The organism is Collinsella sp. AM44-11, assembly GCF_003467145.1.
In the GTDB taxonomy this organism is placed as follows: domain Bacteria; phylum Actinomycetota; class Coriobacteriia; order Coriobacteriales; family Coriobacteriaceae; genus Collinsella.
In genome coordinates this window covers 97,888-112,639 of record NZ_QSFE01000005.1, presented here as the reverse complement: position 1 = coordinate 112,639, position 14,752 = coordinate 97,888, and the positions used below count along the sequence as shown (strand labels likewise).

Here is a 14,752-nt window from a genome sequence, read left to right as displayed (position 1 = left end):
CGGCCATAATCGACCGCCACGAAGCGTTCATCCGCAGGTGCGTGGCATAGCGCCTAGAACACTAGCTGAGACAAGGACACTATCGCTGGCATAGTGAACATAGACAGAAGGGTGGTAACACAGACTGTTCCACATGCATATCGATAGTCCTTATTATGCTGCTGGGCAAAGATAGCTACATTCGCGCCGGTGGGGGTCGCAGCCGCAATCAGCAGCGCCATCTTAATTGACCTATCACATGGAAAGAGACATAGGAACAGGAGCGAAAGAATCGGAATGACAAGCAGCCTGACCGATGAGACGGCAAACAAGCTTTTCGCCCTCAGGAGCGCCATCAAATCAGACTGAGCAAGATAGATACCGAGAGTCATCATTGCTAGCGGAGTGTTGAGCCCCGAGATATACGAAAGCACTGACTGTGCCAGAGGGACCGTTGGGACACGAAGGATAAAAATCAAGAAACCGCCCAATAAAGCCATGACCATTGGACTTGTCAGAATCGCTTTAGGACTCATACATTTTTTAGACCCCGACAGCAGATACTGCCCGTATGTCCATTGCATGGCATTGAGAAGAGCGATCATGCACGTGATGAAAAACACGGCATCTTTTCCAAGCGCCGCTTCAACAAGGGGTATTCCCACAAATCCAGCATTCGAGAATGCCGCAGCAAAAATGTCGATGGGACGGCCCCTGAACAACAGGCGGGCAACAACGCAAGCGAGCAACAACATCGCCGCCGACAGCATTAAGGTCATTCCCAACTCATACATCCTCTGAAACGAATACTCGATCCAAAATGATTTGAGAATGATTGCGGGAATCACAAGGTTGATGAGCAACTTTCCGAATTCTATTGCAGCCTGCTCGCTCAATATGCCCAAGCGGTTTAGAGCGTAGCCCATTCCCATGAGCAAAAACATGATAAGGACTTGTTGGATGAGAGGTTCAATGATTGACACAATACATGCTCCGTATAATCCTGACCGGTTCATCTACCACGATGGTCTATAGCGCCTGCTATAGCGCGGCACCGACCGCCTGAATGATTCGCGCAACGAACGCATCGGCAACCCCGCGCGGCGTTCGCGAGTTGTAGGTTTCAAAATACTTGCCGTAGTCTTCCTGAGGCACAAGGTAGTTGCAGTACGTGTTCGCATAGCCGATAACAAAGACGTTGTATTGGCTAAACGCCCTCTTAAAATCCAAGCCTAATGTGCTACACGTATCGCATGGCATCGTGATAAAAATGCAGTTACCAATTACCGCAAACTGGCTCGGAAGCTCAAGCTCGATTTTCCCCATCGAGAGCTTAAGCTGTTGCCGCTTAAGGAGAAAGTCTCGCATCGGGCTCGCATCCATAGCCTCTATCCGATTGGTCATCTCGATCCAATCCGGATCTGTTTTTGCATCGTAGACACTCTTCATGCTGATAGAGCCCCAACGCGGAGTATCAACTCTGAGTGCCGCGCGCTCACGCTTGGATTCAATTTGAGCGCAAAGTTCGTTAGCCGTACGCTCGAGTTCGGCAACTCCCTCCCCTTGTCGATAGAAACGCGTCGACACATCCCCGCACGTTCCGTTGACGCAAAGTACAGGACAGCCATATTTCCTCTCCAAACGCTGCCTGACATGCCCAATCAAATCAGCAGAGAGGACGGCGCTTTTCCCATTAAGGATGGTAGGATGAGCGGACATGAACAGCATTTTTCCAATTGGGCGACCACCTTGAGCGTCCTCAAACGAGAAAATACTTACCTGTTTATCGGCCGGACCGCCCTGAACATTTCGATTCCCGTACAGTCCCTCGATGCCTAACATCTCCATCGATACGGTCGCCTTCGACCTGGACGCCCATGCAGATACCGCCGCCTCGGTAGCCAAGCCAATCAAATCACTCGTCAATTCGGTTTCAGGTAACGTGTCCTCGTAGGCAAGCTTAAAATAGCATGGTGCAGAATGGGTATGAATGCATGCGACGACGATATTGCTCGAATCGATGCCCGTTTTTGACGATACGGCGTTCTTGACCGAAAGGGAAAAATCTTTCGACACCATTATTGAATCGAGCTCGATAAGAATAAACGGGACAAGATCAACACAGACAGCGCTAGCGTTGACCTCAATAGGATCAAGAACATCCGTCCAGGCACCTTTTCTGTTGTAGCCGCCCATGCGGCAAGGAGACTGGGGTGTTACGTCAATCTTCGAGATTCCAAACTCTATGTTCATTCCAACTCCAACTCTTCGCGGCACACGCCGCCCAAACATCGGAAATAGAAATACAAAAAGAGAAGGGCGTCATGGACGCCCTTCCAATGCGTCCTGCCACACGCAGGCCGTAGAAAACTTAACGCTCGGAAACGGGACCATTCTCGAGCTCATCCGCCGTAAAGCCCAGGAAATACGTGCCCAAGGCGCTCACAAGGAAGCCTGCACCAGCAGCGATTCCAAAGTTGATGAGATTCTGGGTCCCGCCGCCCGCAAACGCGAGGAACTCCAAGAAGTTAGATGCCGCGCCGGCAGTATAAACCGTGGCTCCGAGAGCGATTGCAAGCGCACCGGCAACAAAGGATCCGATAATCTTCCAGACAAACACGCGGCGATAGCGCAGCATCATGCCGTAGATGAAAGGCTCGCCGACGCCTCCGACAATGTTTGCGACCAAATAGCCGAATGCCATGCTCTTCTCGTCTTTATCGCACAGCTTGAGCCAGGTCGCCACCTCGCAGCCGAAGGTCGCCCAAAGGCTAACGCCCGTCGCAACCAAAACAAAGCTGTCGGTTCCCACAGTCATATAGTTAGCGATGGCAATCATCGCAACCGCCACATGCATGCCGGTAATAATCATTGGGCACCAAAGACCCGCCAGAATACCTCCTCCGAGGATGGCGGCGATACCACCGGAAGTACCAAGGAACTCAAAACCGGCGGCGAGGGCATTACCGGCCCATGAACCAACAGGGGCGAGAGCGCAGAGAGACACAGGAACAGCGACGACCATGGTAAGGAAAGGCGCGAAAACCGTTGAAAGGGTATCTGGCACATATTTGCGGAAGAAGCGCTCGATATAACTCATCGCCCACACGGACAGAAGAATGGGAAGGACCGTCTTTGTGTAGTTTGCGGCGACGCAGGGAATGCCATAAACGGAGAACTGAGCTCCATCGGTCGCAAGCTGAATCATGGTCGGGTCGATAAGAATGCCGCCCATAAAGGCACCGAGGACAGGCGTTACGCCAATGTTCTTAGCCGCATTATAGCCAAGGTAGATGGGGATAAAATAGAACGCTGCGTCATAAACCATGTTCATCAGAACATAAAGGTCGCTTGTGTCGGACAGCACGCCCGCCATCGTAGGTCCCAGCACCACCGCTACGGTCTTGAACAGGCCAGCACACATTAGGACGGGGATCATAGGCACCATGGAGCTTGACAGGTAGTTGAGGATGTTATTGCCAATAACCTTAGGTGTGAGCTTCTGCTTAGGAGCATCAAGGTTCTCGTCGATGGCGTCCTGCTTGGCAAAGCCGCCGATCTTGCAGAGCTCGTCATAAACCTTGGGCACGTTTTGGCCCACGATTACCTGGAACTGCCCTCCGGAGATTTGAGCACCCAACACACCGCCAATCTTCTTCACTTCTTTGATATCGGGGGCATCGATATCTTTGAGGTTAAAACGCAGGCGCGTCATACAGTGCGCAACAAACGTCACGTTCTCCTTGCCACCGACGGCCTCGAGCACGTCCGCGGCGATTTTCTTATTGTCAGTCATAGCTGAACTCCCTTGCTTTTCTGTCTTCCCGTTTGCGCACACGCGAAGAACCGATTACGGCAGGCCTGACACGAGGCAAATCGAGAAAAGCAAGAAGAAGACAAAAACAGAAGAGCCCCAAAGCACAAAGCGGACAGGGAACTGTCTACGTCATGCTTCGAGGCTCTTCTCGAATAACACCTTATGTGACTATGAAACTACATCCAACAGTTGCTTTTACGAAAGTCGAAACCGGCCAACGGTCAAACTTCAGCGGCGAGCGGTCGATTAGGACCTAGATCCCGCGCAGACGCGATTGACGTGGAGCATCAGGTAGACCTTCTCTTCATCGGCGAGCCCGGCGTCAAAGCGCTCTTCGATAAGCGCGGCCATGCGGTCGACGCACACGGCCACGTCGGGATGCTGCTCGCAGAGCGGTCCGTAAAGCGCGCCGTTCTCCGTGTTGAGGGGCTCTCCTGTCTGCACGCGTTCTAACAGGTAGCGCACGTGCGTGGCATAACGGCAAAAGTCAAAGCCGTCGCGGTCCACGCAAACCCCCAGCTCGGATTCGATAATCTTGGTGAAGCTCTCGAGCATCACCTCGTCCTTACGCACCGTATTGGATTTGGCCTTTGAAGACGAGGCGACCACGCTGTTGACGATACAGAGCGCGATACCGCTCGCCTCCCCCCGCGGCATCTTGACGTTGAAGCCGCGATTGATGCCCTCGATCGCGAACTTGGCGATCTTGTACTCAATGGGGTACATCTGCTGCACATCATAGGAGAGCGGCATCTGCACAAACATATGCTCGCGGCAGCGTTTGATGGCAAAGGCGATATGGTCAGCCATGGTAAAGGGAAGGTTTGCCGAGAGCTCGCGCGAGATGTTGGAGCGAGCGATATCGGCAATCTGGGCGGAGAACTCCATCACCTGAGGATCGATCTCGTCGAGCAGCGCTAGGTAGCGCGAGTCGACACCGTAGAAGGTTCGCTCGATCTTATCGAGTGTGACCTCATCGGGGCCATTGGGAAACCCGATACCGCGGCCAATTGCCACGAGTTCACGGCCCTTGGCGTTTACGCAGATAACCGTATTGTTGTTGATCCGCTTAAGGATTTTCATGACGCTCCCTACCCGGCGCAAGCAACAGCGCCGCAGGCCCGATTATTCCACGGGATTTCAAATCCGGTCAACCTTCCTTTCGACATCCGAACGATTCGCCCCGTCTTCATTCGATCAGCCTGAGAAGAAGTTTCGCGCTTTGGTGAGTTGATGGTGTTGCGGGCGAATCCATCTCCGGTTCACACCGACTGGGTACCCTGAGGGCTGAACAACCTGTCGCAGCACTAAACGAACCGGGAGGACCCCGTATGACGACTGAATATACCGACGCGCCGCGCACGCGCGTCATGACGCCGGCATCGCTCAACAACGGCGTGCACGAGAACCATTCCATCGGACAGACCATGGCCATCGCACCCAAAAAGGGCCTGTTTGACGACATTTCCATTCCCCAGATCATCGCCGGCGCCGCAGCTGCCGCCACGAGCGTCGCGCTTGCCTCCAAGATTGGTATCGCTGGTTCAGTAATTGGCGCCGCCGTGAGCTCGGTCATCACCGTTGTGTCCTCGCAGGTCTACCGCCACTTTATCTCTGCCAGCGCCGAAGCAATCAAGGGCACGCATGCCGCTATCGACTACCCTGCCGGCGCCTACGAGCCCGTTGAACCCGATGTCGAGGAGCACCTAGGTGGCGCCGCGACCACGCAGGAAATGCGCCAGGTTGCGGGACGCGCGACCACGGCGCGCGTCGCCCCTAACAGTCTGCGCGCCAAGGCGGCGGCAGAGCGCAGCCAGACGCAAAAGAAGGTCATCGTCTTCTCGATCGCCATCGCCATCGTCGCGGTCATCGCCTGTACCGGCGCCATCCTTATTACCACCGCCGGTGAGGGTCTGGGCGAGCGCCCCGAGCCAATCCTTTCGTCGCGCACGACCGAGAGCGATGCAAATGGCACCACCCAGTCGCAGGATCAGCAGGCACAGACGGACGACACGCAAGACAGTTCTACCTCTGCCGATTCGTCCGCGAACACCCAAAACCAATCGCAGGGTACCGATTCCTCTACGGCCAACAGTGGCACGCCGTCCGGCACGACCGACTCAAGCCAAACGACTGACGGTTCGCAGCCGAGCACGGGCGGTCAGACGAGCGACACCACTTCGGGAACGGGCACAGCAGACAGCAGCAACACCAACAGCTCGAACAGCTCGAGCGGAACCGCGTCCGGCACGGCATCCGACAACTCGAGCCAAGGCACGGCATCGGGCAACTAAGCACATTTTCCTCTCATAGATAACCGGCCTGTATAACGGGCGCGAATCGACAGCGGTTCGCGCCCGTTTGCCTTGGGCGCCGCCATGGCGAACGCTATGCGATGGTAAGATGCTTTACATGTGTAAAGAGGAGATTTGCCATGAGCAAGACAATAGTTAGGCCCACGCTTTCGCTGGGCAACCACATCTATCTGTATCGCCTGCTACGCGATGCGATTGGATGCGGCAAGCAAACGTTTATGACGCAGGTCGAGGAGGCACTCGTCGCGGGCGATATGACGGCCTACGACCTGGGCTTTGAGTCCACGCGCGAGTTGCTCGAAGAGCTTGACGACTGCATTAAGCTGACCGTCTTTAAGGGCGGGCGTCTGTATGCCACCGTCATCGCCAACGAGGCTTGGGATGCCGCTCTCGCCAAGGGCGAGGACAAGCCCAAGGCAGCCAAGGGAGCCAAGCAGTCCTACAAAAAGAAAAAGCGCGGTGAGAAGGACCTGAAGGCTGTGCGCCCCAAGCACGTTAAGCGCGCCGAGCCCGAGCCCGTGGCCGAAGTCGCTCCGGAACCCGAGCCCGAGACAGAGATCGAAGTCGCTATTGAGGTAACAGCAGAAGCCGAACCAGAAATCGCCGTCACGACCGATCCCGAAGTCATATCCGAGCAGGAAGTAACTGCGGAGCTCAACGAAGCGCCCAAGTCGACAACCGAAGAAGCCGCTGACCAACCCGAGACGCCTGCGTTCCAAAACAGCGATGTCTTTGGCAACGAGGCCGAGGACGATCAGCCCGAAGAACTCGCAGAACAGGACGCTACCGAGGCGGCATCGGAGCCCGAGGCACCGCAGCCCGCCATCTCGCTCACGGTCGTCTATGACCCCGAGAACGCCAATGCCGGCATCACCACCATGGCATCCACGCCCATCGAGGCAAAGTCGAGCGTCGAGAACGGGAACGCAACGCAGGTTGAGGTTGAAACTGAAGCTGCAGACGCGCCCGTCACCATGAAGCCCGCGGATTCCACAATCAAGCCGAAGACGACGCTGGAGCCCGCACCCGTCATCGAATCCGTGCCCGCCTCTGCTTGCGACCAAATTCCCGCACCGGCACCGGCTTCGGTACTCGCAGAGGCCCCAACCCCCGCACCTGCAGCGCCCGCCATCCCCGAGGACTTCCCCGTCGATTTCGCAACCGAAGTCTTCTGCCCCGGCCCGTTGCTACACCAGCTGTCGACCTATCTCCCCTACGGCGCCGACACGCTCGGCATCGTCGGCGAGTACTACTGGATCGCTCGCGAGCTCGGCACCATCGACGTCGCACGCAACCGCGCAAGCTTCCCCCTGCGCTACACGCAGGCCGGCGAGCGCCGTGAGGTTACCGTGCGCATTCGCCGCAATACCACCGGCAGTCTCGGAGCCCCCTGGACCATCGATAAAGTCGAACCTTCTACCAAGTAACAAAAAGGGACGATAACCCTCAAGGTTATCGTCCCTCTCTCATTAGGTCACCTGAGCTCGACTAGTCGCGCGTCAGCTTGCGGTGAATACGATGCGGCTGGGCTGCGTCCTCGCCCAGGCGCTCGATGCGGTTGGCCTGATAGGCCTCGAAGTTGCCCTCGAACCAATACCAGTTGCCCGGGTTCTCGTCGGTGCCCTCCCACGCCAGGATGTGCGTGGCGACGCGGTCCAGGAACATGCGGTCGTGGCTAATGACCACCGAGCAGCCCGGGAACTCGAGCAGCGCCGCCTCGAGCGAGGACAGCGTCTCGACGTCAAGATCGTTCGTGGGCTCGTCGAGGAGCAGCAGGTTGCCGCCCTGCTTGAGCGTAAGCGCCAAGTTCAGACGGTTGCGCTCGCCACCGGAGAGTACGCCAGCGCGCTTCTGCTGGTCCTGGCCCTTAAAGCCAAAGCTCGCCACATAAGCGCGGCTCGGAACCTCGGTCTCGCCGACCATCATGTGGTCCAGGCCATCCGAGACGACCTCCCACAGGTTCTTGTCGGGGTCGATGCCGGAACGGTTCTGGTCGACGTAAGAAATCTTGACGGTCTCGCCCACCTCGAGCTCGCCCGAAGTCAGCGGCTCCAGGCCCACAATCGTCTTGAACAGCGTGGTCTTACCGACACCGTTGGGGCCGATAACGCCCACAATGCCGTTGCGCGGCAGGGTGAACGAAAGGTCATCGATGAGCACGCGGCCATCGAACTCCTTGTGCAGGTGATGGGCCTCGAGCACCTTGTTGCCCAGACGCGGGCCCACAGGGATGCGGATGTCGGTCCAGTCGAGCTTCTGGCTTGCGCGGGCCTCGGCCTCCATCTCCTCGTAGCGAGCCAGACGGGCCTTGTTCTTGGCCTGGCGAGCCTTGGGCGAGCTGCGTACCCACTCGAGCTCGGCCTCCATGCGCTTGGCGAGCTTGGCGTCACGGTTGCCCTGGGCCTCGATACGCGCGGCCTTGGTCTCCAGATACGTGGAGTAATTGCCCTTGTAGGGATAAAGGTGACCGCGGTCGACCTCGCAGATCCACTCGGCAACGTTATCCAGGAAGTAGCGATCGTGTGTGACGGCAAGCACCGCGCCCTGGTAGTTATGCAGGAAGTGCTCGAGCCACAGGATCGACTCAGCGTCCAGGTGGTTCGTGGGCTCGTCGAGCAGCAGCAGGTCGGGAGCCTCGAGTAGCAGCTTGCACAGGGCCACGCGACGGCGCTCGCCGCCGGAAAGCACGTTGACCGGCATGTCGGAATCGGGCAGCTGCAGGGCGTCCATGGCCTGACCGAGCTTGGAATCGATATCCCAGCCGTCGGCGGCGTCGATCTCGTCCTGGAGCTTGCCCATCTCGGCCATGAGGGCGTCCATATCGCAATCCGGGTCGCACATCTCCTCGCCGATCTTGTTGAAGCGATCGACCTTGGCAATCATATCGCCAAACGCCATGCGCACGTTCTCGATAACGGTCTTGTCGTCATCGAGCGGCGGCTCCTGCTGCAGGATGCCCACGGTGTAGCCGGGGGTAAGCCTGGCATCGCCGTTGGAGACTTCCTCGATACCGGCCATGATCTTGAGCAGGGTCGACTTGCCCATGCCGTTGGGACCCACAACGCCGATCTTGGCACCGGGGTAGAAGCTCAGGGTCACGTCGTCAAGGATTACCTTGTCGCCATGGGCCTTGCGAGCCTGATACATCTGGTAGATAAACTCCGCCATATGTCTGTCCTATCCTTTCTACCTGCTGTTTCCCTATTCTTGATTCGCTTTAGTGGAAACGAAATGAGAAAACCAGCTCTGAAACTTAACGAAAAAGGGGCATGGTTGCCCACACCCCCTAATACTACCTGGGAAAAGTCCCCCGGAACATACTATGAACTGCGTACGCTAGTTTTCCGCAACCTTAGCGAACGGCTCGCTGCGATTTACGCCACAGCAGATACGAATAGGCGTAGGCAGCTCCGGCCGAACCAAACGCCAGAGCCGCAATCACCGCGGCGACGACTTCACTCGAAAGCACGCTGCCCGCCACGCCCATCACAATCAGGCCAACACCCAGCACCATAAAGCAGGCACCGCCAAAGCGCTGCGTACGGCGCCAGTTCTCGGGATCGGCAAGCGCCCAGGGCGTCTTGATACCGAGCGTATAGTTCTGCTTCACACGCGGCAAGTAGTTGCCTACGCCGATGAACAGCAAACCGACAGCACCGGAAATCAGCACGTTGACCGAACCGACCGCCGGCACCACGCCCCAGACCGTAAGCTCTCCCAGCCAGCTTATGGCGCACATGAACAAGGTGAAGGCAATTACGAAGCCCTGATAGAACTTACCCGAGGTTCGATATGCCTCACCTTTGGGATCGATGCGCGGCACCACGCAGAACATTGCGAGAAGCGCCAGAGGCAGCACGCCGAGCGCGGAGGCCATCCAGCTAGGACCCCAACCGTCGACAGCGCCGTTCGCGCCCCAGTGCGTGGGAATCTGCGCAGGCAAGCTCGGCATCACCATGAGGTGCGCTACGACATTGGCGACGCACAGAGCGACCAGCGCAATCCACACGCGCGACGATACCCCTGTGGGGTGAATGCCCTTGTTTTCGTTATTCATCCTTATCACCTTCATTGTTTGTAAAACCCATAAACCAGCCAATTAAATCCTGCATGACGGTGGTGTTTAAGCTGTATACGATGTTTTGGCCATGGCGCTCGTCGGTCACCAACCCGGCGTTTTTAAGCGTCGCCAAGTGATGGCTCAGCGACGGCTTACTGATATCGAAATGCTTGGCAAGCTCCCCCGCCGTGCAATTGCCCTCGCGCAGCAACTCCAAAATGCGCCGTCGCGTTGGATCGGCAAGCGCCTTAAAACCCTCTCCCGGCATAAGACCTCCTCTCATCATCTCTCATGACGCGCACACTATACTCGATATTTAGATGTTTGTCTAACTGTCTAATCTTGTACTCAAAAAAATAGCCGCCTCCGCGTAATGCGAAGACGGCCACTTCTCACGCTACAAACGTGTTTGGGAGTTGGCCAACCCGCTGCAACGGGTGCCATCTGCTTTATCTTATGCGAATCCCGATCCCATTTCAACAAACCCCAAGGGTTCAAATGGAATCGTAATAATACCTATAATGGCGATAGCTAAAACACGACCTGCTTCCCCATCGGAGGATATTTATGACCGAAACCACTGCCGCAGCCGCCATCGAGACACGCGACACCAAGCTCGAGATCATCATGGGCCGCGAGGCACTCGATAAGCTCGCCGATGCTACGGTGTTGGTGCTCGGCTGCGGAGGCGTGGGCTCCAACTGCTGCGAGGCACTCGCCCGCGGCGGCATCGGTCATTTCGTCATTCTGGACAAGGACATCATCGCGCCCAGCAATATCAATCGCCAGGCCATCGCCTTTCATAGCACCGTCGGCAAGCGAAAGGTTGACGTGATGGAAGCCATGATCCACGATATCAATCCTGCCGCCACCGTTATCAAACGTACCGAATACCTGCTGAGCGACAACATCGATGATTTCTTCGCGAGCGTTTTGGAGCAGACGGGCGGCAAGCTCGACTACGTCGTCGACGCCATCGACACCATCTCGGCCAAGCTCACCATTGCCAAATATGCTCAGGACCACGGCATTCGTTTGGTTAGTTCCATGGGCGGGGCCAACAAGCTCCATCCCGAGTGCCTCCGCTTTGCCGACATCTTCGATACGGTACGTGACCCCATGAGCCGCATTATGCGCAAAGAATGTAAGAAGCGCGGAATCAAGAGCCTACATGTACTGTTTAGCTGCGAGGAATCGGTTAAGACACAGCCCCGCGACCCTTCCAACATCCACGAGCGCACCGAGCTGGGAACTGCGAGCTTTATGCCGCCCATCATGGGCCAGATGATCGCTGGCGAGGTTATCCGCCAGATCAGCGGGCGCGGGTACGAACGCGTGCGCGCCGATGGCCAGCGCCTAAATTAACGAGACGCACCGCGATGACACCGCAATTATTTGATGCGCATTGCCATCTTGATTTAATGGCTCGCCCGGACGCCGTTGCCGATGAGGCAACGGCGCTGGGCCTGGTCCTATTTGACTGCGGCGTCGATCCGCACGACTTTGCACGCGCCAAGAAGCGCGCCTGCGGCCGGTCAAATATCTTTGCCGGCATCGGCCTCCATCCCTGGTGGCTCGCCGACGGCCGCTGCGGTCCTGCCGAAGTCAATCTGCTTTGCGAAGTTGCCGCCCAAGAGCGCTACATCGGCGAGGTGGGACTCGACTTTTCCGCGCGTTTTGCCGGAAGCGAACCGCTTCAAATACAGGCACTTGACCGGCTCTGCGATGCGCTCGTGCAGAGCCCTCTTGCCGGGCGTGTGATATCAATTCACGCCGTTCGTTCGGCGGGAACCGTACTGGACGTCCTCGAATCGCATGGACTACTCATCCCAAACTCCGACTCCCCCGTTATCATCTTCCACTGGTTTAGCGGCACTTCGGACGAACTCGTCCGCGCGCGTAATGCGGGCTGCTATTTTTCCGTCAACGAACGCATGCTCGCATCTAAACGAGGACGCGAATACACACGACAGATTCCACTCGACCGTCTACTGCTCGAGACCGATGCGCCGGCCGAGCCAAACACAGAAACAAGCGCGCAATCGCTCATCAGATCGCTCACAAGGACCTCAGAACGCATCGCCTCGCTCAAAAAATGTGACATAAAGCACATCGAATCGGCAGTTTTAGCAAATGCGCGCTCTGTTTTTGACCTTCGCTAACCCCTGTGGGCAAAAATGCCAAGGGACATGCGAATCGCACAACGCAGTCCTTATTGGAAGGCGGTACAGTTCGGCGGCATTACACCAATTCGTGCATGAGATCACGGTTGCGTGTATACAATTCGTCAAAGATATGACGACGCGACGCATATAGCTCGTGGGCAGTCATATCGGGCACGATTGTTTGCGCAACGCCAAGGACTCGGGCGAGTTCATCCCATGATGTATAGGCGCCACCTGCGAGAGCTGCCATAATAGCATCACCGAAGCATGCGCCCACCGTAACCTTGGCAACCGAGACCTCGCGCCCGCATACGTCGGCGATAGCTTGCATCCAAATTGGATTCTTGGTTCCACCTCCGACAAGCATAATGCGCCCAATTGGCAGTCCATGCTCTCGCTCGATAATGTCGACATGGGATGCAACGGTATACGCGACGCCTTCCAAGGCGGCGCGAACCATATGGGCTCGCGTATGCCTTCCGGTCAGGCCAAAGAAGACGCCACGCGCCTCGGGATCGTTGAGCGGAGTACGCTCCCCCGCAAAGTACGGCAGACACAGGAGCCCATCGGCACCCGGCGCCACATCGGCGGCATCATGCGCCATAACCGAATATGCATCGGGGCCACCGTGGCCCTCGGCCTCTACCGCGTCGCGATACAGCTCTTGGCGCAGCCACGATGTGAGTGCACCCGCTGTATTGGTCCCCGCGCAGATCCCGTAAGTTCCGGGAATGATAAACGTCCCTGGCCACAGGCGAGCATCATCGACCATATGATCAGCTAAGTAGATGAAATACGCCGTGCTCCCCAACTGAACCATCATATCGCCGGGACGGAATACACCCGTCGAAATGGCCTCGGCACCAGAGTCGCCCGTTCCCACCAAGACAGGTGTCCCTGCCACGAGCCCCGTCGCCTCAGCCGCACGCTGCGTAATCACCCCGGCAATATCGGTAGCCGACATTACCTCCGCCATCTGGTCAGGCCGGCAGAAACGAGCACATTCCCGAGCATTAACCTTCCAAGTGTAGCGATCGTATAGGGGAAGAAAATCCTCCGCCAAATAACGGTCCACCGTAAAACGCCCCGTCAACTTCGCGCACAGAAACGATGACGCCGTCAGGAACTTCGCGGCACGTTCGTGCACCTCGGGCATATTCTCCTTAAACCACAAGATCTTTGGAGCAATATCTGACGAACAGGGATCGTGCCCGAAAAGCTCGCGTGCGCGATCTGGCCCATATTCGGAAAGAAGCTCGTCAATCTGCGGCTTCGAACGTGCATCGACTCCATATAAAATCGCGGGTGCCAGCGCGTTGCACTCGGTATCGACCGGTACGCAGTCGCAACCCAATGCGGAAAGGCCCACGCATCCAATCTGCGCCGCATTAACCCCCGATCGCACCACCAGCTCGCGCGACAAGCGGCAAAAATCTCCCCACCAAACTGCCTCCGCATCATGCTGGTACCATCCATCACGCGGGTTGTCCGTCTCGTGTCCACAAGAGGCCTGGCAAACGATATTGCATCGATCATCGATTAAAACGCCTTTAGAGGCGCTTGTCCCAATATCAATACCCAGATAGAACGCCATAGGTGCCTACTCCCCTCGCGCCGTACGAGCGGCAGCCATAAAACGAACTACCCGCTCAACATCAACCGGGGCATCCAGCTTTCCGTCGCGCTTTAAGCAGGTGCCGACAAACGCGCCATCGTAGTGAGCAAATACGTCAGCCACGGTATTTTCGCGACAACCGGTGCCACATACCACAGGCACTTCGCCAACACGCTCGCGGACCTCATCGGCAAGCTCGCCCGAAGCACCACGACCGGCAGCCGAACCGCCGATGACCATCGCATCCGGTAGGCAATTAAAGAGAAGTGAATCGGCAATGTCCGCAGTCGTGCGGTCGTTGAGATAAACCTCCCCCTCGCTCGTGATGAAGTGAAAAAGCTTGAGGTCGTCCAGGCGCAGCGCCGTCTTGCGACGCATGGTGTGAGCGAAATCTCGGTTAATCAGCCCGAGATCACCGGCCCAGGCACCGCAAAAATTGCAGCGCGTGAACTGCGCATCGACGGCAGCGCACAGCTCGATTGTGGCATCACCATCGTAAATAGCTTCAGCTCCCCAAGGGGTCGACAAATCATGGGACAGAACCCCGATTACATAGCCCATCGATGCAAGGGTTGAGGGAGAAACGTGCTGCTCATAGGGCATCGAGAGCTCATTGGTAATCAAAATGCCATCGACACCGCCCCGTTGCAACGCTTCGAGATCGCGCTTGGCGGCTTCCACGACCTGCGACACGCTTCCGCCCGGGTAATACAGTGGATCGCCCGGCAGAGGACGCAGGTGCAGCATTCCGATAACCGGCTTTTCGGTCTTGAACATCGAGGTTAGAAACGACATAGCGTG

At 57.0% G+C, this 14,752-nt stretch carries 13 protein-coding genes; 4 read left to right on the top strand and 9 right to left on the bottom strand.

Features of this window, described 5'->3' with window-relative positions:
- Positions 1 to 53 precede the first annotated feature (53 nt).
- The 4 genes from DW943_RS04840 to DW943_RS04825 form a co-directional block, all read right to left on the bottom strand.
- Positions 54 to 962 (bottom strand): AEC family transporter, encoded by a 909-nt coding sequence (locus DW943_RS04840; RefSeq protein ID WP_158550973.1) that lies wholly within the window; start codon positions 960 to 962, stop codon positions 54 to 56.
- Between the two features lie 58 nt (positions 963 to 1,020).
- Positions 1,021 to 2,232 (bottom strand): hypothetical protein, encoded by a 1,212-nt coding sequence (locus tag DW943_RS04835; protein ID WP_117773912.1) that lies wholly within the window; start codon positions 2,230 to 2,232, stop codon positions 1,021 to 1,023.
- Positions 2,233 to 2,350: 118 nt separating this feature from the next.
- Complete coding sequence (locus tag DW943_RS04830; RefSeq protein ID WP_117635424.1) at positions 2,351 to 3,775, bottom strand: PTS transporter subunit EIIC; 1,425 nt, start codon at positions 3,773 to 3,775, stop codon at positions 2,351 to 2,353.
- Positions 3,776 to 4,042: 267 nt separating this feature from the next.
- The gene (locus DW943_RS04825) at positions 4,043 to 4,879 is read right to left on the bottom strand and encodes a PRD domain-containing protein (protein ID WP_117655301.1); all 837 of its coding nucleotides are present in this window, start codon (positions 4,877 to 4,879) and stop codon (positions 4,043 to 4,045) included.
- Positions 4,880 to 5,127: 248 nt separating this feature from the next.
- Here DW943_RS04825 and DW943_RS04820 point away from each other — a divergent pair, with 248 nt between their 5' ends.
- Together DW943_RS04820 and DW943_RS04815 are read left to right on the top strand one after the other, a co-directional pair.
- Positions 5,128 to 6,090, top strand: coding sequence for a hypothetical protein (locus tag DW943_RS04820; protein ID WP_117862318.1), 963 nt, complete (start codon positions 5,128 to 5,130; stop codon positions 6,088 to 6,090).
- Positions 6,091 to 6,230: 140 nt separating this feature from the next.
- Positions 6,231 to 7,538, top strand: a complete 1,308-nt coding sequence (locus DW943_RS04815; RefSeq protein WP_117862317.1) for a hypothetical protein — start codon at positions 6,231 to 6,233, stop codon at positions 7,536 to 7,538.
- 61 nt (positions 7,539 to 7,599) lie between these two features.
- On the opposite strand, the gene ettA is transcribed toward DW943_RS04815, so the two are convergent.
- From ettA to DW943_RS04800, 3 genes are all read right to left on the bottom strand, one after another.
- Positions 7,600 to 9,279 (bottom strand): energy-dependent translational throttle protein EttA, encoded by a 1,680-nt coding sequence (gene ettA / locus DW943_RS04810; protein ID WP_055251458.1) that lies wholly within the window; start codon positions 9,277 to 9,279, stop codon positions 7,600 to 7,602.
- A gap of 184 nt (positions 9,280 to 9,463) precedes the next feature.
- Complete coding sequence (locus tag DW943_RS04805; protein WP_117779269.1) at positions 9,464 to 10,168, bottom strand: SdpI family protein; 705 nt, start codon at positions 10,166 to 10,168, stop codon at positions 9,464 to 9,466.
- Positions 10,161 to 10,439 (bottom strand): autorepressor SdpR family transcription factor, encoded by a 279-nt coding sequence (locus tag DW943_RS04800; protein WP_117635429.1) that lies wholly within the window; start codon positions 10,437 to 10,439, stop codon positions 10,161 to 10,163. Before DW943_RS04800 ends, DW943_RS04805 begins: the two co-directional genes overlap by 8 nt.
- Positions 10,440 to 10,738: 299 nt before the next feature.
- On the opposite strand from DW943_RS04800, the gene DW943_RS04795 reads away from it, so the two are divergent.
- Both DW943_RS04795 and DW943_RS04790 read left to right on the top strand, forming a co-directional pair.
- Positions 10,739 to 11,536, top strand: coding sequence for a ThiF family adenylyltransferase (locus tag DW943_RS04795; RefSeq protein WP_117862315.1), 798 nt, complete (start codon positions 10,739 to 10,741; stop codon positions 11,534 to 11,536).
- A 14-nt stretch (positions 11,537 to 11,550) separates the two neighbouring features.
- Positions 11,551 to 12,333, top strand: a complete 783-nt coding sequence (locus DW943_RS04790) for a TatD family hydrolase (protein WP_117862314.1) — start codon at positions 11,551 to 11,553, stop codon at positions 12,331 to 12,333.
- 79 nt (positions 12,334 to 12,412) lie between these two features.
- Here the strand turns inward: DW943_RS04790 and DW943_RS04785 are convergent, their stop codons facing one another.
- Both DW943_RS04785 and DW943_RS04780 read right to left on the bottom strand, forming a co-directional pair.
- Positions 12,413 to 13,930 carry an FGGY-family carbohydrate kinase gene (locus DW943_RS04785; RefSeq protein WP_117862313.1) on the bottom strand — a complete coding sequence of 506 codons (1,518 nt, stop codon included), beginning with the start codon at positions 13,928 to 13,930 and terminating at the stop codon, positions 12,413 to 12,415.
- 6 nt (positions 13,931 to 13,936) lie between these two features.
- Positions 13,937 to 14,746, bottom strand: a complete 810-nt coding sequence (locus DW943_RS04780) for a BtpA/SgcQ family protein (protein ID WP_233539054.1) — start codon at positions 14,744 to 14,746, stop codon at positions 13,937 to 13,939.
- Positions 14,747 to 14,752 lie beyond the last annotated feature (6 nt).